The sequence below is a fragment of the Streptomyces racemochromogenes genome (assembly GCF_044129415.1).
Lineage (GTDB): Bacteria > Actinomycetota > Actinomycetes > Streptomycetales > Streptomycetaceae > Streptomyces > Streptomyces racemochromogenes_A.
This window is the reverse complement of sequence record NZ_JBBDHD010000005.1, coordinates 47,178-66,514: the sequence shown is the minus strand read 5'-3', so window position 1 is coordinate 66,514 and position 19,337 is coordinate 47,178. Positions and strand designations below refer to the sequence as shown.

Here is a 19,337-nt window from a genome sequence, read left to right as displayed (position 1 = left end):
GTGTTCAGCCTCCGATCGTGTGGAGTGACACCCACAGTGCCAGGACCGAGAGCACCAGGGCGGCCGGCGTGGCGAGCAGGCCGAGCCGGGTGAACTCCCCCAGTTCCACGTCGGTGTCGTGTTCGCGGACGATGCGCCGCCACAGCAGCGTGGCGAGGGAGCCGGCGTAGGTGAGGTTGGGGCCGATGTTCACCCCGAGCAGCACGGCCAGGACGGCGCCCGGACCGGTGGGGGCGGTCAGCGGGAGCAGCACCAGCACGGCGGGCAGGTTGTTGATGACGTTCGCCAGAACGGCCGCCAGCCCCGCGATGGCGAGGAGGGCCGGCAGGTCGGTCCCGGTCGGAATCACACGGCCCAGCACGTCCGCGAGGCCGTTGTCGACCACGGCCTGGACGACGATGCCCAGGGCCAGCACGAAGACGCAGAACGGCAGCGCCGCGGCCCGCACGATCGCCACCGGGGTGGTGCGCCGCCGTGCCAGGGCGCGGGTGGCCAGGACGGCGGCGCCCGCGGCTGCCGCCCAGGCCGGGTCGATGCCGAGTACCGAGGCCAGGACGAATCCCGCGAGCGTGCCCGCCACCGTGAGCAGGGCGAACAGGGGCAGCTCCGGGGGGTCGGCGGCGGGCGGGGCGTCGGCGCCCGCGTCCAGGTCGGTGGCGAAGAAGCGGCGGATCACCACGTACTCGGCGGCGATCGCGGCCAGCCAGGGCAGCGTCATCAGCGCGGCGAACCGGGTGAAGGCCAGGCCGCTGGCGGCGAACGCCAGCAGGTTGGTCAGGTTGGAGACCGGCAGCAGCAGCGAGGCGGTGTTCGACAGGTGGGTGCAGGCGTAGACGTGCGGCTTGGCGCGGGCGCCCAGCCGGGCGGCGGTGGCGAAGACCACCGGAGTCAGCAGCACCACGGTGGCGTCGAGGCTGAGGACCGCGGTGATCAGGGAGGCCATCACGAAGACGAGGACCAGCAGGCGGCGGGGACGGCCGGCCGCCCGGCGCGCCATCCAGGCGCCGCAGGCGTGGAAGAGCCCCTCGTCGTCGCAGAGCTGGGCCAGGACCAGAACGGCCGCGAGGAAGCCGATCACCGGGCCGAGGCGTGCGGCCTCGGCCGCCGCCTGGGCGGGAGTGATCGCTCCGGCGGCGATGACCACCCCGGCGGCGGGGACTGCCACGACCGCCTCCGGCCAGCCCCAGGGCCTGATCACCGCACAGGCCAGAACCGCGAGGAGCAGGACGACGGACAGTGCTTCAGCGAGCGAGGCGTTCAGGGTCGGAGCCTTTCGGGGGTGCGGTGCGGGCGCGGGAGGAGGGGTCCGCGTACAGCTTCACCCACTCCGGCCCGCCTACCGTCATCGCCCCCCGCGGCCGGGCCGCGGCATCCCGCCCGGTCGGGCCGGCGCGCGGAGAGGGCCCCGGCGGGCGGCTTCGACGGGCGGGGGTGCGTCAGGGGGCCGCGCAGATGGTCTCGACGAAATGACCGACCTGCTCCTCCGTGAGGTGCCTCGCCAGGTCCGCCTCGCTGATCATGCCGACCAGCCGGTGGTCTTCGATGACGGGCAGGCGCCGGATGCGGTGTTCCTGCATGATCTGCAGGATCTCTTTGCTGTCCGCGTCCGCCGCGACCGTGTACGGCTTGCCCTGCGCGAGCATTCCCGCCGTCATGTGGTCGGGGTCCTTGCCCTTCGCGAGGCACTTCACGACGATGTCGCGGTCCGTGATGATCCCGTGGAGCCGGTCGTCCGGCCCGCAGATGGGCAGTGCCCCGACTCCCAGCTCGCTCATGCGGCGTGCCGCTTCCATGAGCGTCTCGTCTTCCTTCACACAAGACGCGCCTTCGTGCATGATCTCTCGTGCGGTCGCCACGGCGGCCTCCTCGTGTGTGAGGCGGCAGCGCCGCGAACCCGGAGCCCGGGCGCTGTGGACGGCTCCGAGCAGCGTGGTGTCCTGCATCGGATCCGTTGGCTCCATTCTCCTTCCCTCCGTGCGGCGGCGCGAGCGCGGTGGCCGTACGGTGGCTGGAGGGGGCGGTTGCGCCGTCCGCGGCGGCGTTTCGCGCAGTGCCTGCCGGCGGATCCGGGCCGTGACAGGAGGCCGCTCATGTTCTTTCCGGATCGCACCGCCGCCGGCCGGCTGCTGGCCGGGGAAGTGGCCCGGCTGGGTCTGGCGCGGCCGGTGGTCCTGGGGCTGCCCCGCGGCGGGGTACCGGTCGCCGCTGAGGTGGCGCGTGTCCTGGGGGCGCCGCTGGACGTGATCGTGGTCCGCAAACTCGGGGTTCCGTTCCAGCCCGAGGTGGCGTTCGGCGCCATCGGCGAGGGCGGCGTACGGGTGCTCGATCGCGAGACGGTCCGGGCGGCCCGTCTGGAGGAGCGGGACTGCGAGCGGGTCGAGGAGGCTGAACGGGCCGAGCTGGAGCGGCGGCCGGCACGCTACCGCCGAGACCGGGAGCGGACCCCGCTCGCCGGGCGCGCCGTGGTGATCGTGGACGACGGAATGGCCACCGGGTCGACCGCGTCCGTGGCCTGCGCGGTGGCGCGGGCGCAGGGGGCCGCGCAGGTGGTCCTGGCCGTGCCCGTCGCGGCGCCGCAGGCGTGGGAGCGGCTCCGGCGCGAGGCCGACGCGGTGGTGTGCCTGTCGGCTCCCCCGCACTTCTCCGCCGTGGGCCAGTGGTACGAGGACTTCGCGCAGGTCGGTGACGAGGAGGTCTCGGCCCTGCTGGCGGCCGCGGCGCGGTCCGGCACGCAACCGGCGGAACCGGCACGGACGCGCCGGCCGAGCCCGGCCGGGACGGGAGAGGTGCTGGTGGACGCGGGCGGAACGGTCCTGCCGGGTGTGCTGGCCGTGCCGGAGGACGCGGCGGGCGTCGTCGTCTTCGCGCACGGCAGCGGCAGCAGCCGTCTGAGCACCCGCAACCGCCGGGTGGCCGAGGTCCTCGGCGAGGCGGGACTCGCGACGCTGCTCTTCGACCTCCTCACCCCGGCCGAGGCGCACGACCGTGCGAAGGTGTTCGACATTCCCTTCCTCGCGCTGCGCCTCACACAGGCCACGCGCTGGCTCCGGCTCCGGCTTCCCCTGCACGTCTGCTACTTCGGAGCGAGCACGGGGGCCGCGGCCGCGCTCGTGGCCGCGGCCGAACCGCGGTCGGACATCGCGGCGATCGTCTCCCGGGGCGGCCGCCCCGACCTGGCGCTCACCCGGCTCGGGGCAGTACGCGCTCCGACCCTGCTGATCGTCGGCGGGGCGGACTCCCAGGTGCTGGACCTGAACCGCGAGGCCGCGGCGCACCTGCGGTGCGAGCACCGGCTCGCCGTGGTCGCCGGCGCGACCCACCTGTTCGAGGAACCGGGAGCCCTCGACGCCGTGGCCGACGCGGCGCTGGACTGGTTCACCCGCCACCTCGCGCCCCTGAGCAACGCGACCGGGCGTTCCGGCGGGGGCGGGACCTGACGGCGGCCGGGCGGCGCGCGGCCCTGGTGTGCGGATGCGTACCGTCCCCGTGCTGAGACAATACGGGGGGAAGCACGCCCAACGAGGTGCGGATCAGGCGGCGAACATGTCCGACGTACCAGGCGGCCCCTCCGAGGCGCCGATCAAGGTGTTCCTGCTCGACGACCACGAGGTGGTCCGGCGGGGGCTGCGGGACCTCCTCGACGCGGAGGCGGACATCACCGTGGTCGGGGAGGCGGGTACCGCGGAGCAGGCACTGGCACGCGGCCCCGCGCTGCGCCCGGACGTGGCGGTCCTCGACGTCCGCCTGCCCGACGGTGACGGCATCACCGTGTGCCGGGAGCTGCGCTCCCGGATGCCGGACCTGGCGTGCCTGATGCTGACCTCGTTCGACGACGAGGACGCCCTGCTGGACGCCATCATGGCGGGGGCGGCCGGGTACGTGCTCAAACAGATCAAGGGCTCCGACCTGGTGTCCGCGGTGCGTACCGTCGCCACCGGCCAGTCCATGCTCGACCCGGCGACCACGGCCCGCCTGATGCACTCGCTGCGCGACCCCGAGCCCGCCAGGGAACCCGCGGACACCCGGCTGACCAGCCTGTCCGAGCGGGAACGGGCGGTACTGGAACTGATCGGGGACGGCCTCACCAACCGTCAGATCGCCAAACGGCTCTACCTGTCCGAGAAGACCGTCAAGAACCACATCTCCCGGCTGCTGGGGAAACTGGGAGTCGAACGCCGCGTCCAGGCGGCGGTGATCGCCGCACAGGTCCGCGACCAGGGACACCCGGGCACCACCCCACCGCCCGACCACTGACCGGACACACCGAATGGTCCGGAGGGGCGACCGCCCGACGGCGACGGCGTGCCCGGCGACGAAGGGAAGGAGCACACGGTGAGGCACAGGGAAGTGGGCGAGCTGATGACCCGCGAGGTCGTCACGGTCCGCGGGCGCGCGACCTTCAAGGACATCGTGCGCACACTCGGCGAGAACGGAGTCTCCGCGGTGGCGGTCACGGACGCCGCCGGCCACCCGGTCGGCGTGATCTCCGAGGCCGACCTCCTGCCGAAGTCCGCCGACCAGGGCGACTGGTTCCGCTCCCTGCCGCGCCCCGAACCGTGGGAGAGCGACAAGGCCGCCGGTACGACGGCGGAGGAGCTGATGTCGGCGCCGGCCGTCTGCGCCCGCCCCGACTGGACCGTGGCGGAGGCCGCCCGGCTCATGGAGGGCCAACGGGTCAAGCGACTCCTCGTCGTCGATGACGCCGACGTCCTCGTGGGCATCGTCACCCGGGGGGACCTGCTGCGGATCTTCCTCCGCGACGACGAGGCCATCCGCCGCGAGATCACCGGCGACATCCTCGACCGGACCCTCCACCTGGATCCCGCGGCCGTCTCCGTCGGCGTCGAGGAAGGCAAGGTGACCCTCGGGGGCACGGTGCCCTTCAGGAGCCTCGTTCCCGTCCTCGAACGGCTCTGCCGTAGCGTCGACGGCGTCGTCGCGGTCACGGAGCGGCTCGCCTGGCAGACGGACGACGGCCGGGAACGCCCCTGAGCCGAGCCGGCCCGTCACTCCTGACCGGCCGGCTCACGAGGCCCGTTCAGCCGGCGGCCCGCGTCGGCACCCCGTCCGTCCTGCGCGGTGCCGCGGAGGCGATCGGCCAGGGGGCGAAGGGAGTCGAACCTCCGGCGCGGACGGCGTCCACCGCGCTCTGGTGGACCGAGCGGCCGGCCTCCGCGGACGGGCAGGGCACGGGGCTGCCCGCCAGGGCGTGCCACTCGGCCCCGCCCACGTACTGGACGGCGACGTGTGCCCGCTCCGGCTCCCACGTGGTGCGCACCGCCAGTTCCCCCGTGAGCGTTCCGGCCGTCTCCGTGAGCGTCCCGCCCGGGCCCGTGAAGACCCCGGTGGTGGTCCAGGTCGTGGTTGCCATCTCGGATCACCTCGGCGACGGGAGTACTGGTCGCTTTCCGCTTGTCATGGTGGCGGACCCGCGCGGTGCCGCCCAGGGCCATGCGGTCCCGCGCCGCGGGTCCGCATGGCCCTCCCCCGGCCTTCTCCCCGGGCCTACGGTGAGCTCACGGATCCGGCCGGAAGGAGCGGGGCGATGAACGTTTCGGCCTGCATGTCCACGCCCGCGGTGTCCGTCGCCGCCACGGCGACCATCGGAGAGGCGGCCCGGCGGATGGGCGTCCACGGCGTCGGCTGCCTGGCCGTGACGGAGGGCGGAGCCCTGCGCGGCATCGTCACCGATCGTGACATCGCGGTCCGGGCGGTGGCCCCCGGGCTCGACCGCGACGCCCCCGTGCGGGAGGTCATGACGACTCCCGCCGTCACGGTCGGCGTGGGCGACGACATCCACGCCGCGTACCGGACCTTCCGCAACGCCGGGGTCCGGCGCCTTCCCGTGCTCGACGGACAGCGAGTCGTGGGCATGCTGACCGTGGACGATCTGCTGATGGACGTGTTCCGGAGAGTGGCGGACCTGCTCGGCCCCATCGCCTGGAGCGTCCTGGAGGAGCCTCCCGGCCCCCGGGACGAGATCGGCACGCGCGCACAAGGGGGCGGAAAGAGTCCAACCGCTTCTCGCGGATCCTGATCGTGCGGTGCGCGGCCCCCGACCGCTCCTCCGCATCCTCACGGAACTCTTTCCGTCACCTTCATCACAGCACCACCCGCCCGGGCGGGACAGGGCCGAACGGTACCTTTCCGGCCCCGGACGGCCCTGGATCCCGAGCCGCGGCGGCGCCGCGTACGCCCGGCTTCGGTCACACCGCCGGCGCGACCAGGGGCACCTGCCACTCCAGGCGGGTGCCGCGCGTCCCGTCCCCGCGCGCGGAGGCTTCCATACGGCCTCCGAGCCTCTCGGCCCGTTCGGCGAGGTTGCCCAGTCCGCTGCGCCGGCCGCCTTCGGGCAGGCCGACGCCGTCGTCGGTCACCGTGAGCGTCAGCACCCCGTGCGCCGCGACGATCGCGACCTCCGCGCGCGTCGCCCGGGCGTGCCGGGCGACGTTGCTGAGGGCTTCACCGAGGACGGCGAGCGCCTCGTCCGCCACGGCGGGCGGTACGTCCGTGTCGATCAGGCCTTCCATGCGCAGCGCGGGGGCGAAACCGAGGCCGGATGATGCCTCGTCCAAGGTCTGGACGGCGCGGGAGCGCAGTTTCGAGCCCGTCCCCGCCTCGTGCTCGCGGAGCCCGAAGATGGTCGAGCGGATGATCTTGATGGTGGCGTCGAGGTCGTCGACCGCCCTGGCGAGTCGCTCGTGCGCCTCGGGGTGGTCGACGAAGCGCTGGGCGCTCTGGAGGGTCATGCCGGTGGCGAAGAGGCGTTGGATGGCGAGGTCGTGGAGATCGCGGGCGATGCGGTCGTGGTCCTCCAGCATGCTCATCTGCTCGGCGTCGCGCCGCCGGTCGGCGAGCTCCAGGGCCAGGGCCGCCTGCCCGGCGAAACCGGGCAGCGCGGCGACCTCCGCCGGGGCGAACGCCGGTCGGCCGTGCCGCCTGGCCAGCATCAGGACGCCGCTCAGCCGCTCCTTGGTGCCGACGGTCACGGCGACGGCCGGCCCGAAGCCGGTCCAGCGTTCCCGCTGCACCGTGACCCGCGGGTCGGACTGGACCTCCGCGACCGTGATGAAGCCGTCCTGGGCCAGGGCGGCCTCGGCAAGGGTGCCCCGGGTGCTGGGGAGGACGATCCCGCGGTGGGCTTCGGCGCCGTCCCCGAGAGCGAGGGAGCCGCGCAGCTCGCCGGAGGCGCCGAGGAGGTAGAACACGCCCATGTCGGCGCCGGTGATGTCCTTGGCGCGTTCGAGCATCCCCTCCAGGACCTCGGCCTCGGGGGCGCCGGACAGCAGGGCGCTGGTGATGTCGGAGCTGGCCGCCAGCCAGCGCTCGCGCAGCCTGACCTCCTCGAACAGGCGGGCGTTCTCGATGGCGATGCCCGCTGCGACGGCGAGGGTGGCCAGCACCGCCTCGTCCTCGGCGTCGAAGTCGGCGCCACCGCGCTTCTCGGTCAGATAGAGGTTCCCGAACACGTCCTCGCGGACCCGGATGGGAACCCCGAGGAACGAGTGCATGGGCGGGTGGTGCGCGGGGAAGCCGTACGAGGCCTCGTGCTCCGACAGCTCGGACAGGCGCAGGGGCTCCGGGTGGCGGATCAGCTCGCCGAGGATGCCGTGCCCGGAGGGCAGGTCACCGATGCGGGCACGGAGCTCGTCGCTGATGCCGACGGGCAGGAACTGGGCGAGCCTCTTGTCGTCGCCGATCACGCCCAGGGCCCCGTACTCCGCGTCCACGAGGACCACGGCGGCTTCGACGATGCCGCGCAGCACCTGGGGCAGGTCCAGCTCGCGCCCCACCGACATGACGGCTTCCAGGAGACCGTTCAGCCGGTCCCGGGTGCCCCTGACCTCGTCGATCCGGGCCTGGAGCTCGTCGAGCAGTTCGTCCAGCCGCAGCCGTGGCACACCCGGCCGGGCAGGCGCGTCACCCGCGCTCATGTCCCACCTCCGGCCGGAGGCACCGGTGAGGCAACCATGAGAGGACCACGAGTCCACGGTAGCTCCAACCGCGGACGCCTTCTTCCCTTTCGGCCCCGGGACGGGACCGTTCGGCCCTCGATTCCTCCCCCCGCTCCGGCGGAGGGTGAAGGCACAGGGAGGGCCCCATGGAGCCTCGGGGTGGATGACGCCGGGCCACCGCGCGAAGGAGCTGGTCATCGTGGACAACCATGTGGCGGTCGGGGTCGACGGCTCCGCCGAGAGCCGGGCGGCCGCCCGCTGGGCGGCGCGGGAGGCCGTGCTGCGGCAGGTACCCCTGCGGCTGGTCCACGCCGTCGACTGGCCACTGGACCCGGTGCTCCCCGGCCTGGGCAGGCAGGACGTGGACCGGTGGGCGGACCAGGCCCTGGCCGAGGCGGCCGAGGAACTGCGCCGGCGCCACCCGGGCCTGGAGATCACGTCCCGGTGCCCGACGGGCCGGCCGGCGGCCGCCCTCGCAGCCGAGGCCGCCGATGCCGCGCTGCTGGTCCTGGGCTCACGCGGACTGGGCGGCCTGGTCGGCTTCCTCATCGGCTCGGTGGCGCTGTCCACCGTGACAGCGACCGACACCCCGGTCGTCCTCGTCCGCGTCGCCGACGATCCGGACGGCCCCGGCACCGGTGCCGCCGAGCTGGTCGTGGGCGTCGACATCCACGAGGCCGGCGACCGGATGCTCGCCTTCGCCTTCGAAGAGGCGGACCGACGCGGATGCCCGCTGCGAGCCGTACACGGGTGGAAGATGCCCCCCGCCTACACGTACGTCCCCTTCTTCGATCCGGACAACGAGCGGGACGTCGAACTGAGCGTCACGCACATGGTCGACGACATGCTGCTGCCCTGGCGCCACAAGTTTCCGGACGTACGGGTCACCACCAGCGTGTTCCTGGGATCCGCGGGCGGGCGGCTCGTCCAGGCCTCCCGGGAGGCGGGACTGGTCGTGGTGGGCCGCCGTCTTCGCCGCTCGCCGCTGGGCGTGCACCTGGGGCCCGTCGCCCACGCCGTACTCCACCACGCGGCGGCGCCCGTCGCCATCGTCGCGCACGCCTGAAGAGTGACCGACAGCAGAGGACAGACCATGAAGCACCTGCGCACCGTCGACGACGTGATGACCCACGCCGTGATCTCCGTCGGCCAGGACACCGCGTTCAAGGACGTCGTGGAAGCGCTGCGGATGTGGAACGTCAGCGCCCTCCCCGTGCTGGCCGGCGACGGACGGGTGACCGGCATCGTCTCGGAAGCCGACCTGCTGCTCGACGCGCGGGACACCGACCCCCACCGTGCGACGACCGCGGAGCGGCTGATGACGCGTCCGGCCGTGACGGTGTCGAAGGACGCCACGATCCCGGCCGCGGCACGTCTGATGGCCCGCCGCCACCTGAAGCGGCTTCCGGTGGTCGACGGCGAGGGCCGCCTGATCGGCGTCGTCAGCCGCGGCGACCTGCTGAAGGTGTACCTGCGTCCCGACGCCGACATCGCTGCCGAGGTCCGTGAACTGATCATGTACCAGCTCATCCCGCGCGGCTCGGCCGAGATCCACGTCCACGTCGCGAGCGGTGTCGCCCACCTGTACGGCTCGCTGACGGATCCCACGCTGGAAGACGTGGTGGTACGCGCCGCCGGCACCGTACCGGGAGTCGTCGACGTGACAGCCGACTTCACGGTCCCCGTGGCCTCCTGAGGAAGGCACCCATGAGGCACCGCAGCGTCGCAGAACTGATGACACCGACGGCCATCACGGTCCGTCCCGCCACCGCGTTCAAGGAAATCGCCCGGCTCCTCCAGGAGTTCGACATCACGGCCGTGCCCGTCGTCGACGAGGACGGGCGGCCCGTCGGCGTCGTGTCCGAGGCCGATCTGCTCCGCCGCCGCGCCGCCGGGGGCTCACCGACCGCCGAGGACCTGATGACGCGCCCGGCCATCACGGCCCGCCCCGAGTGGAGCGTGGTCCGTGCGGCACGGGTGATGCAGCGGCACGGAGTCAAACGCCTGCCGGTCGTCGACGGGGACGGACGGGTGAGCGGCGTACTCAGCCGGAGCGACCTGATCCGGCTGTTCCTCCGCCACGACCGCGCCATCCAGGAGGAAGTCGTGGAGGACGTCCTCACCCGGACCCTGGGCATCCCTCCCTCCTCGATCACCGTCGGGGTGGACGACGGGCTGGTGACGCTCAGCGGCACGGTGTCCCGTCCCGAGCTCCTGACCGTGATCGTCCGGCTCTGCCAGAGCGTCGACGGCGTCGTGGACGTCGACAGCAGACTCGTCGGTGTCCCGGCCACCGCCGACCGCTGAAGGGGACTGCCGGACGGCCGGGGTCAGGAGCGGTGCCGCCGGCGCAGGACCGAGCGGCGGAGTTCGTCGGTTCCCCAGACCAGGGGCGGGAAGACCGCGATGAGGGCGACGACGTCCAGGGGCAGGGCCGCGGTGCCGAAGAGGTGCTGGAGCGGGGGTGCGTAGACGAGGGCCGCGGTGAAGGCGAGCTCGAAGCCGATCCCGGCGAGCAGCAGGGGGTTGGTGAAGAAGCCGATGTCGCGCAGGGCCGCGTGGTCGGTGCGGGCGGCGATGGCGGTGCCGACCTGGCAGGTGACGATGCCGGCGAAGGTGGCGGTGGTCGCCGTCAGGTAGGCGTGGTGGAGGGGGGTGCCCGGGCCGGTCGGGTCGCCGGGGTGCCAGCCCGCGCGCCAGAGGACGTAGAAGAAGCCTGTCATGACCAGGGCGGCGGAGACGGTGCCGAGCCGGCCCCAGCTGCGGACGAGCATGTCCTTGCTGATCACGCCCTGGGTGCTGGGCCGGGGCGGCCGGGACATGATGCCGGGTTCGGCGCGCTCACGGCCGAGCGCGAGGGCGGGGAGGGTCTCGGTGCCGAGGTCGACGGCGAGGATCTGCAGCACGGTCAGCGGCAGGGGGACGGTGCCGGCGGAGAGCGCGAAGACGACGAACGGCACGACCTCGGGGGTGAGGTGGGCGAAGATGTAGACGATGAACTTGCGGACGTTGTCGTAGACCCGCCGGCCGGATTCGACCGCCGTGACGATGGTGGCGAAGTTGTCGTCGGTCAGGACCATGGTCGAGGCCTCGCGGGCCACGTCGGTGCCCGAGCGGCCCATGGCGACACCGATGTGGGCGCGGTGCAGGGCGGGCGCGTCGTTCACGCCGTCGCCGGTCATGGCGACGGTCCGCCCGTGGCTCCTGAGGGCGTCGGCCACCTTCAGCTTCGTCTCGGGTGAGGACCGCGCGAAGACGATCTCGGTGCCGCCCTCCCGGAGCAGGTCGTCGAGGTGGTGGTCGTCGATCGCCTCGGACTGGGCGATCACCCGCAGCCTCGGCACGCCGATGCCGACGGCACGGGCGATCGAGGCGGCCGTGGCCCCGCTGTCGCCGGTCACGATGTGCACGGTGAGGCCTGCCCGGTGGCAACGCCGGACAGCGGCCGCGACTTCCGGGCGCGGCGGATCGTAGAGGCCGACCAGCCCGAGCAGGTGCAGGCCCCCCTCGGCCTGCCGGCGCTGCGTCGGGGGCGGGGTGCCGGCGGGCAGGTCGCGCACGGCGACCGCCAGCACCCGCATGCCGTCCGCCGCCAGCCCGTCCGCCGCCGTCTGCGCCCGACGGGCGGGCTCCCCGTCCGTCAGCAGTGACAGGACGGCCTCCGGGGCGCCCTTGGCCACCACGCGGAGGCGGCCCTGGTCCGTCGCCTGGACCACGGACATCAGGCGCAGGCGGGGATCGAACCGGAAACAGGCCCGGCGGTGGGCATCGCGGTCGGCCGGGTCGACGGGCACGGCCCGCTCGGCGGCTCCTTCGACCAGGGCGACCTCCGTCGGATCTCCGTGCAGCCGGCCGTCGGTCTCACGGGTCACGGTGGTGCACAGGGCTGCTGCGCGGATCAGCTCGGCACTGCGGGGACCTGCCGCCGTGAGGTCCTCGGGGGTCCAGAAGCCGTGCAGGCGCATCTCGTTGCGGGTGAGGGTGCCGGTCTTGTCCGTGCAGATGACGTCGGTGGAACCGAGGGTCTCCACGGCGCTCAGCCGCTTGATCACCGCTCCCTGGCGGGCCAGCGCGCGGACGCCCACAGCGAGGGCCAGGGTGATCGTGGGCAGCAGTCCTTCGGGCACGTTGGCCACGAGCAGGCCGATCGCGAACACCAGCGAGTCCGTCAGCGGCAGGCCGACCGCCACACCGGTCACGAGGAAGACCGCGCCCATCGCGACGGCGACCGCCGCGATCAGCCAGGCCACCTTCTTGACCTGCTTCTCCAGCGGGCTCGCCTCGCGGGGGGTGCGCTGGCTCAAGGCGGCGATCCGGCCGAGTTCGGTGTGGTCACCGGTGGCGAAGACGATCGCCTGTGCCTGTCCCTCGGTGGCGGTGGTACCGCTGAAGACGAGGTTCGGCTCCTGGAGCACCGGTACCGCTTGCAGACCGGGGCCGGCCAGGCGTTCGACGGGGGTGGACTCGCCCGTGAGCATGGACAGGTCGGCTTCGATGCCGCCTTCGCTCAGGCGGGCGTCCGCCGGGATCCGGTCGCCTTCTTCGAGGACGATGAGGTCTCCCGGCACGAGGTCACGGGCGGGGACGTGCCGGGGCTGCCCGTCGCGGATCACCCGGGCCTGTGCGGGCAGGTAGCGGGCCAGGGTCTCGACGGCCTTCTCCGCCTGCCGCTCCTGGACGAGGGCGAAGCCCGCGTTGAGCAGGACGACGGCGGCGATCGCCCAGCCCAGCACGCCGATGCCGGCGATGAACGCGAGCGCGGCCGCCGCCCAGAGCAGCAGGGCCAACGGGTGGACCAGCTGCCTCAGCAGTTCCCGCAGGATGCCCGGCTGGGAGGTGCGGCGGACCTCGTTGGGACCGTAGACCGCCAGACGCCGTTCCGCCTCCCGGCTCGACAGGCCCAGCGGCCCGGTGTGCAGTTCGCGGCGCAGCAGCGGCAGGGGCTCAAGCGGATCCGGGGTGGTGGCCGGGGTGAGGTCCGGGTCGACGGCGCTGTCAGCCATCATCGGCTCCCTGACCGGGCCGCAGGCGCCCGGACCACACGGGTTCGACGCCCTCCCATTCGCTCTCCCAGGCGCGGGAGGTGCGGGCGTCGACGATCCCGAGCCCTACGCGGACCAGGAGGCCCGAGACGAGCAGGACGGCGGTGAGGGCTCCCGTACCGAGGCCGAACGCCTCCAGCCCGATGTCCACCTTGCCGGGCGGCGCGGTGGCCGCGTTGCCGGAGTCGTCGACCCAGAGGCGGACGGTGTCGCCCGGGCGGGTGCCCACGGGCACGGGAAGGGTGCCCGAGTGCGGCCGGTCGGCGGGATAGCGCCACGTGGCGGGGGCGACGGTGACGGGCGTCCCGCCCGGCCCGTCACCGGCCTGGTAGGTGGTGCGGCCGACCGTGACCGCCGGGACGTCGTGCCGCTGTCGCGCCAACGTCTCCGCCGCGCGGGTGCTCCGGCTCCAGGCGCCCCCGCCGACGGCGACACCGCAGACCAGGGCGATGAGGCAGGCCACGGCGAAGGCCGCGTGCAGGCACGCACGCGTGCGGTCGGCCTTCCGTCGCAGCGGATTGGTCCCCGGTCCCGTCGTCCGGTCGTCCATGATGCGCCTCCGCGCTGCGTGCGGGCCGGCCCGGCGATCCGGTTCGGGTCGACCCCGTGGGCTGATATCAGTGTCACGCGGATGACGTGGGTTCCGCTCGGGCCGGGCTGGGCCGGGCTGGTGGGACGGTCCTCGGCGCCGGCCAGGACGCGGCGGCCGCGTGAGTGCCCTGACGTCCTCCATGGCCGGGGCGCCGGCGGCGGTTCAGTACGGCAGGAGGCGCCCGGACGGCGTGCGCAGGTCCAGCGGGGCGGGTCGACGGGGCTGCTGGGGCCGGGTCCGGATCCGTGTGCGCTCCATCGTGCTCACCCTTCCGGTGAGGCGGCGCCGGCGTGGCGTCCGGGTTCCACGATCACGCCGTGGCGCAGGGGTTCCGCAGTGCCGAGAGGGCCAGTCGGCGGGGGCCGAGTGGTCCGCTCGGGAACGGGACCGATCGGCCCTGGCCACACCGCGCACGCAGGAGTAGGAAGAAGTACCCCCGGGGGTGCGGACCGGCCGAAGGGATCACCGTGTTCTTCATCGATGCGATTTACACCGAGGGCCTCGGAAACCGCGGCTACCTGGCGGGTGCCACCGCAGCGGCGGTGGTGGTGGACCCGCCGCGCGACATCGACCGGGTCCTGGCCGCGGCGGCCGCGCGGGGAGTGCGCCTCTCACACGTGGTGGAGACGCACGTGCACAACGACTACGTCACCGGCGGCCTGCACCTGGCGCGGATCACCGGCGCCGCCTACCTCCTGCCCGCCGCCGCGCGCGTCTCCTTCGCCCGCACCCCGGTCCGCGACGGGGACACGGTGCGCGTGGACGCCGGCCTCACCCTGCGGGCGATGGCCACACCGGGGCACACCCCGCACCACACCTCCTACGTCCTGGAGGACCGCGGGGCGGTGGCCGCCGTCTTCACCGGCGGTTCGCTGCTGATCGGCTCGGTGGGCCGCCCCGACCTGGTCGAGCCGAGGCTGACCGAACGGCTGGCGCGCGCCCAGCACGCCTCCGCCCGCAGGCTGGCCGCCGAGCTGCCGGACGAGACGCCGGTGCTGCCGACCCACGGGTTCGGAAGCTTCTGCGCCTCCTCCCGGTCCGAGGGGAACGCCACCACCATCGGCAAGGAGAAGGCGGGCAACGCCGCACTCGTCGAGGACGCCGACGCCTTCGTCACCGCTCTGCTGGCCGGCCTGGACGACGTGCCCGCCTACTACGCCCACATGGGCCCGGTCAACGCCGCGGGCCCCGCTCCGATCGACCTGACCACACCCCCGCGGGCCGACGCCGCCGACATCGCCGGGCGCCTGGACGGCGGGGAGTGGGTGGTGGACCTGCGCAACCGGATCGCGTTCGCGCAGGGCCACGTCGCCGGCTCGTTCAACTTCGAAGCGGACGGCAGGCTCGCCACCTACCTGGCCTGGATGATCCCCTGGGGCAGGCCCGTCACCCTCCTCGCGGAGTCGCCGGCCCAGCTCGCCGCCGCCCAGCGCGAACTGGCCCGCGTCGGCATCGACCGTCCGGCCGCCGCCGCCACCGGCTCCGTGCACGACTGGATACCCGACGGCCGCGGCCCGCGCTCCTTCCCCCGCGCCACCTTCGCCGACCTGGCGGTCCGGGCCCCCGGCCCGGACGTCGTCCTCGACGTGCGCCGGGACTCCGAGCGCGCCACGGGCTGGATCGCGGGCTCCGTGCACATCCCCGTCCACCACCTCCACCGCCGTCTGGCCGACGTACCCGCCGGAACGGTGTGGGTGCACTGCGCGGGAGGCATGCGGGCGGCGATCGCCGCATCCCTGCTGGACGCCGCCGGACGCGACGTCGTGGCCGTGGACGACTCCTTCGCCACCGCGGCCGGCGCCGGGCTGCCCCTCACCACCGGTACCGGCGGCTGAACGGCTCGGGGCGTCATCGCCATGGTCGGGGCGGCCCGCGGCGGAGGCCGTCCGCTCACCGCCTCAGGCGACGGGCGCGTCCGGTCGGACGATGGTCACCGGACACGGCGCGTGGAGCGCGACCTGCTGGCTCACCGAACCGAGGAGGGCCCGGCGGAAACCACCGCGTCCGCGACTGCCCACGACCAGCACGTCGGCCCCCTCGGCCGCGTCCACCAGGACATCGGCCGGATGCCCGCGCACCAGCCGTTCGTGGACCTGGGACGCCCCCTGGTCACCGAGCACCGTGCGGACCTCCTCGACCAGGCGCCGTTCGGCCTCCTCCTCGTCGAACGTCGCGTCCACCGCCGGAGCCGACCAGGACGCCTCGCCGGGAACCTCCCAGGCCGTCACCGCCTCGACCTTCCCGCCGACGAGGCCGGCGTACCGCACCGCCCACCGCAACGCGGTCTGGGACGAGGGCGAACCGTCGACGCCCACCACGATCCGCGGGGCCTCATGCTGCGTGTCCATGCCCTTCACCCCTTTCGAGATCTACCTCCAGCGTGGGCGAGGCGAGGGCCCTCCGCCACGCGAAGAGCCCGGCAGCGCGACCGCCGCCGCTGGAGCGTCACCGTGCCGTCTCAGCCCGTCGGCAGGCGGAACCACCTCTCCTGTCCTGCTTCGACCTGCTCCCGCAGGCCACCGGGCAGGACCAGCGGCAGCGGGCCCAGGAGCGATGCCGGAACCCGGATGCCCAGCCTTCCCGGGCGGAACCGGACGCGGACGTCCCGGTGCCCGAGGTACGACACCGAGAAGGCGGAGCCCGAGATCCCGGACAGGGCCACCGGGTCGACGTGCAGGCCGTCGGGTCCCGGATCGAGCCCTGCGACGGCGCGTTCGACGAGGTCGAGGGTGCCCGCCATCGCACCCAGGTGGATCCCTTCCCCGGCGGTGCCGCCCTGGGCGTCGGTGACGTCGGTCAGCAGGGCGTCCTCGCAGTAGCGCCACGCGTCCGGACCCTGCTGCCGGGCGAGGACCCAGCCGTGGACGAGTCCGCTGAGCGTGGAGCCGTGACAGGTCCGGCGCAGGTAGTAGGAGACCGTCCGGTCCCACAGCGCGTCGTCGAGTGCGTAGCCGAGCCGGGTGAACGTCCGGGCGAGCTCCGCGGGACGGAAGAGGAAGCCGAGCATGAGCGCGTCGGCCTGCTTGGAGGCCTGGTAGCGGTTGGGGCTGTCGCCTTCGGCCTCCAGGATGCGGTCCAGGCGCCGGATGTCGTGGTAGCGGGCGCGGTACTTCTCCCAGTCGAGCTCGGCGAGGTCGCCGTAGCCGTGGAACTGGCTGATCACGCCCTGGTGGAAGGGCACGTACAGGTGGCGCGAGAGGTCGTCCCAGAGGTCGGGGCCGTCCGCGGCGAGGCCGAGGTGCGCGAGGAGTTCGGCGCGCCGGGCGGCCGGGAGAGTCCCGTACACGTCCAGCGCGCGGGCGAGCACCCAGGCCGCGGTGACATTGGTGTACGCGTTGTCGTCGATGCCGGGGGCGGCGGCGTCCGGGTAGGCGTCGTGGTACTCGTCGGGGCCGACGACGCCCCGGATCCGGTAGCGGCCGAACCCCGCGTCCCACGTGGCGGCGCCGGCCCAGAACCGGGCGATGTCCAGGAGGAGTTCGGCGCCGGGGCCGTGCATGAAGCCGGTGTCCCCGGTGGCGAGGCCGTACTGCCAGACGTTCCAGGCGATGGCGGATCCCACGTGGCGCTGGAGGTGGGAGTGGTCCGGCAGCCACCGGCCCGACCGCGGGTTGAGGTGCAGGCTCTGCGTCTCCTCCCCGCCGGAACTTCCGCTCTGCCAGGGGAACATCGCGCCCCGGGCACCTGCCCGGCGCGCCGCGTCCCGAGCCGCGGGCAGCCGGCGGTGGCGGTACATCAGCAGGGCGCGGGCGGTCTCGGGGAAGTGCAGGGACAGGTAGGGCAGGACGAACAGCTCGTCCCAGAAGACGTGTCCCCGGTAGGCCTCGCCGTGCAGGCCCCGGGCGGGGACGCCGACGTCGAGTTCGGCGGTGTGCGGCGAGAGGGTCTGCAGCACGTGGAAAGCGTGCAGGCGCAGGATCCTGCCGGTCTCCCCCGGCGCCTGCAACTGCCCTTCTTCCCAGATCCGCTGCCAGGAAGCCTGATGGGACGCCAGCAGCGCCGGGAAGTCCGGGGCGTGCGTGGCGTACTCGATGCTGCGTCGCACCGGGTCGGTGAAGGGCCGGTCGAGCGAGCTGAACAGCGCGGCGGTCTTCACGATCACGACCGGCCGCCCTCGGCGGATGGGCAGGACGGACGTCTGTGTCGCGGCGTCGGCCGTGCAGGCCCGGCCGACGTTCGCGATGGGCCGTACGGACGTCCGGACCGCGAGCCCGATCCGCACTGCGGTCGCCGACGTGGTGCACGCCAGCCAGGCGACGCCCTCCGCCTCCACCCCGGCCCGGTGCTGCGCCCAGTGGCGGCCCGCCAGGGAGTGGTACCGCTCCACCCCGGCGTTGGTGACGTCGCCGTCGAGTACGGCTCGGACTTCGACCCTGCCGCTCCAGCCGTACGCCCGCAGGACGGTGCGCTGGGCGGCCAGAGCGGGGTCGCTCATGTCGACGAGGCGGACGTGGGTGACGCCGAGGCGGCGCCCCTGGGCGTCGTGGAAGAGGAGCCGACGGGTGAGCGTTCCGGCGCGGAGGTCCAGGGTGACACGGCAGTGGCGCAGTGAGGGGTGGTCGGGGGTGAGCCAGTCACCGGGCGGGGCGCCGTCGGGCAGGCAGCGGTAGCGCAGGGCGGTCCAGTCGGGCAGTCGGACCAGGTCCTCGTTCGAGACGGTGCGCCCGCCGATGGGGGAGGCGAGGCGGTTGTAGCAGCCGGCCAGGTAGGTGGCCGGGTAGTGGACGGCGTCGGCGGAGCACTCGGGGGCAGCTCCGCGGGTGGCGAACCGGCCGTTGCCGAGGGTGCACAGGGACTCGACCAGCCGCTCGGTCTTGGGGTCGTACTGCTGGTATTCCCACTCCCAGGACGAACTCACGGCAGGCTGCCTTCCAGGGCGGCGGGCAGCCCGCCGAGACCGGACAGGACGAGGTGGGCGCCGTGGGCGCGCAGGGCGTCCGCCGTGCGGGGGTCACCGTCGCGGTCGATTCCCACGACCAGGCCGAAGCGGCCGCGGCGGCCCGCCTCCACACCGACGAGCGCGTCCTCCACGACGGCGGCGTCCTCAGGGCCGACACCGAGACGCCCGGCGGCCTCCAGGAAGAGCGCGGGCGCGGGTTTGCCCGCGAGGCCCCGCTCCTGGGCTTCGGCTCCGTCCACGATCACCTCGAACCAGTCCGCGAGGCCCGCTGCTTCCAGGAGGGAGCGCGCGTGTCGTGAGGCCGAGACCGCCGCGCACCCGACCCGCATGTCCCTCAGGCCGAGCAGTGCGGGCCGGACGTCGTCGAACGCCCGTGGCGCTTCGGTGCGCACCATCTCGGAAAAGATCCGCTCTTTGCGGTGGGCGACCGCCTGCACCGTGTCGCATCCCGGCGGATCCCCGGGCTCTCCGGGCGGGAGGTCGATGCGGCGTGCCGCGAGGAAGGCCCGCACGCCGTCGAGCCGGGATCTGCCGTCCACCAGCTCCCGGTACTCACGGACCGCGTCGAACGCGCGGGGCCTCCCGCCGGAGCGCCGGGCCCAGGGGAGGAGGCAGCCGTCGAAGGTCTCCTTCCAGGCGGCCGCGTGCCGAGCGGCCGTGGGCAGGAGCACCCCGTCGGTATCGAAGACGACCGCGCGCGGCGTGCGCATCAGCCGTGCACCCCGCCGGACGGCGCCGGCTGCCGGCGGGTGGTGCCCTCGGTGGTGGTGCTCTTCATGGCCATCACTGCTCCTGGGGCGGTACGGCGACCGCCCTCGGCTCCGCGGAAGGGTCAACGCCAGGCTGTC

Annotated in this window: 17 protein-coding genes; 8 read left to right on the top strand and 9 right to left on the bottom strand. The window is 73.8% G+C overall.

From position 1 onward, the window contains the following. Positions 1-4 precede the first annotated feature (4 nt). Together WDV06_RS03460 and WDV06_RS03455 are read right to left on the bottom strand one after the other, a co-directional pair. Entirely contained in the window at positions 5-1,261 is a 1,257-nt protein-coding gene (locus tag WDV06_RS03460; protein ID WP_395508149.1) for an SLC13 family permease, read from the bottom strand. 175 nt (positions 1,262-1,436) lie between these two features. Continuing rightward, the gene (locus tag WDV06_RS03455; RefSeq protein WP_395508088.1) at positions 1,437-1,856 is read right to left on the bottom strand and encodes a CBS domain-containing protein; all 420 of its coding nucleotides are present in this window, start codon (positions 1,854-1,856) and stop codon (positions 1,437-1,439) included. Between the two features lie 234 nt (positions 1,857-2,090). On the opposite strand from WDV06_RS03455, the gene WDV06_RS03450 reads away from it, so the two are divergent. The 3 genes from WDV06_RS03450 to WDV06_RS03440 all read left to right on the top strand — a co-directional run bounded on the left by WDV06_RS03450 (position 2,091) and on the right by WDV06_RS03440 (position 4,992). Continuing rightward, positions 2,091-3,437 carry a phosphoribosyltransferase family protein gene (locus WDV06_RS03450; RefSeq protein ID WP_395508087.1) on the top strand — a complete coding sequence of 449 codons (1,347 nt, stop codon included), beginning with the start codon at positions 2,091-2,093 and terminating at the stop codon, positions 3,435-3,437. A gap of 106 nt (positions 3,438-3,543) precedes the next feature. Beyond that, positions 3,544-4,254: a response regulator gene (locus tag WDV06_RS03445; RefSeq protein WP_395508086.1), complete on the top strand. Its 711-nt coding sequence runs from the start codon at positions 3,544-3,546 to the stop codon at positions 4,252-4,254. Between the two features lie 78 nt (positions 4,255-4,332). Next, a complete protein-coding gene (locus WDV06_RS03440; RefSeq protein WP_395508085.1) occupies positions 4,333-4,992 on the top strand; it encodes a CBS domain-containing protein in 660 nt (219 codons plus the stop codon). A gap of 46 nt (positions 4,993-5,038) precedes the next feature. Here WDV06_RS03440 and WDV06_RS03435 read toward each other — a convergent pair whose 3' ends face one another. Further along, on the bottom strand, positions 5,039-5,371 hold the full coding sequence (locus WDV06_RS03435) for a hypothetical protein (RefSeq protein ID WP_395508084.1): 333 nt from the start codon (positions 5,369-5,371) through the stop codon (positions 5,039-5,041). Between the two features lie 174 nt (positions 5,372-5,545). On the opposite strand from WDV06_RS03435, the gene WDV06_RS03430 reads away from it, so the two are divergent. Then, complete coding sequence (locus tag WDV06_RS03430) at positions 5,546-6,037, top strand: CBS domain-containing protein (RefSeq protein ID WP_395508083.1); 492 nt, start codon at positions 5,546-5,548, stop codon at positions 6,035-6,037. A gap of 169 nt (positions 6,038-6,206) precedes the next feature. Here the strand turns inward: WDV06_RS03430 and WDV06_RS03425 are convergent, their stop codons facing one another. Further along, positions 6,207-7,934: a sensor histidine kinase gene (locus tag WDV06_RS03425; RefSeq protein WP_395508082.1), complete on the bottom strand. Its 1,728-nt coding sequence runs from the start codon at positions 7,932-7,934 to the stop codon at positions 6,207-6,209. A gap of 184 nt (positions 7,935-8,118) precedes the next feature. Here WDV06_RS03425 and WDV06_RS03420 point away from each other — a divergent pair, with 184 nt between their 5' ends. Genes WDV06_RS03420 through WDV06_RS03410 form a run of 3 tightly spaced genes read left to right on the top strand, consistent with a single transcriptional unit; the run spans position 8,119 to position 10,262 of the window. Beyond that, complete coding sequence (locus WDV06_RS03420) at positions 8,119-9,021, top strand: universal stress protein (protein WP_395508081.1); 903 nt, start codon at positions 8,119-8,121, stop codon at positions 9,019-9,021. Between the two features lie 27 nt (positions 9,022-9,048). Further along, complete coding sequence (locus WDV06_RS03415; protein WP_395508080.1) at positions 9,049-9,651, top strand: CBS domain-containing protein; 603 nt, start codon at positions 9,049-9,051, stop codon at positions 9,649-9,651. Between the two features lie 11 nt (positions 9,652-9,662). Beyond that, complete coding sequence (locus WDV06_RS03410; protein ID WP_395508079.1) at positions 9,663-10,262, top strand: CBS domain-containing protein; 600 nt, start codon at positions 9,663-9,665, stop codon at positions 10,260-10,262. A gap of 23 nt (positions 10,263-10,285) precedes the next feature. On the opposite strand, the gene WDV06_RS03405 is transcribed toward WDV06_RS03410, so the two are convergent. Together WDV06_RS03405 and WDV06_RS03400 are read right to left on the bottom strand one after the other, a co-directional pair. Beyond that, entirely contained in the window at positions 10,286-12,958 is a 2,673-nt protein-coding gene (locus tag WDV06_RS03405; RefSeq protein ID WP_395508078.1) for a cation-translocating P-type ATPase, read from the bottom strand. Then, a complete protein-coding gene (locus WDV06_RS03400; RefSeq protein ID WP_395508077.1) occupies positions 12,951-13,547 on the bottom strand; it encodes an Rv1733c family protein in 597 nt (198 codons plus the stop codon). The genes WDV06_RS03405 and WDV06_RS03400 overlap by 8 nt, the downstream gene beginning before the upstream one ends. Positions 13,548-14,056: 509 nt before the next feature. On the opposite strand from WDV06_RS03400, the gene WDV06_RS03395 reads away from it, so the two are divergent. Further along, positions 14,057-15,424: a rhodanese-like domain-containing protein gene (locus WDV06_RS03395; RefSeq protein ID WP_395508076.1), complete on the top strand. Its 1,368-nt coding sequence runs from the start codon at positions 14,057-14,059 to the stop codon at positions 15,422-15,424. Between the two features lie 63 nt (positions 15,425-15,487). On the opposite strand, the gene WDV06_RS03390 is transcribed toward WDV06_RS03395, so the two are convergent. The 3 genes from WDV06_RS03390 to WDV06_RS03380 all read right to left on the bottom strand — a co-directional run bounded on the left by WDV06_RS03390 (position 15,488) and on the right by WDV06_RS03380 (position 19,199). Continuing rightward, a complete protein-coding gene (locus WDV06_RS03390) occupies positions 15,488-15,937 on the bottom strand; it encodes a universal stress protein (RefSeq protein WP_395508075.1) in 450 nt (149 codons plus the stop codon). A gap of 110 nt (positions 15,938-16,047) precedes the next feature. Beyond that, a complete protein-coding gene (locus WDV06_RS03385; protein WP_395508074.1) occupies positions 16,048-18,447 on the bottom strand; it encodes a glycoside hydrolase family 65 protein in 2,400 nt (799 codons plus the stop codon). Beyond that, positions 18,444-19,199 (bottom strand): HAD family hydrolase, encoded by a 756-nt coding sequence (locus tag WDV06_RS03380; RefSeq protein ID WP_395508073.1) that lies wholly within the window; start codon positions 19,197-19,199, stop codon positions 18,444-18,446. The genes WDV06_RS03385 and WDV06_RS03380 overlap by 4 nt, the downstream gene beginning before the upstream one ends. Positions 19,200-19,337: the final 138 nt, after the last annotated feature.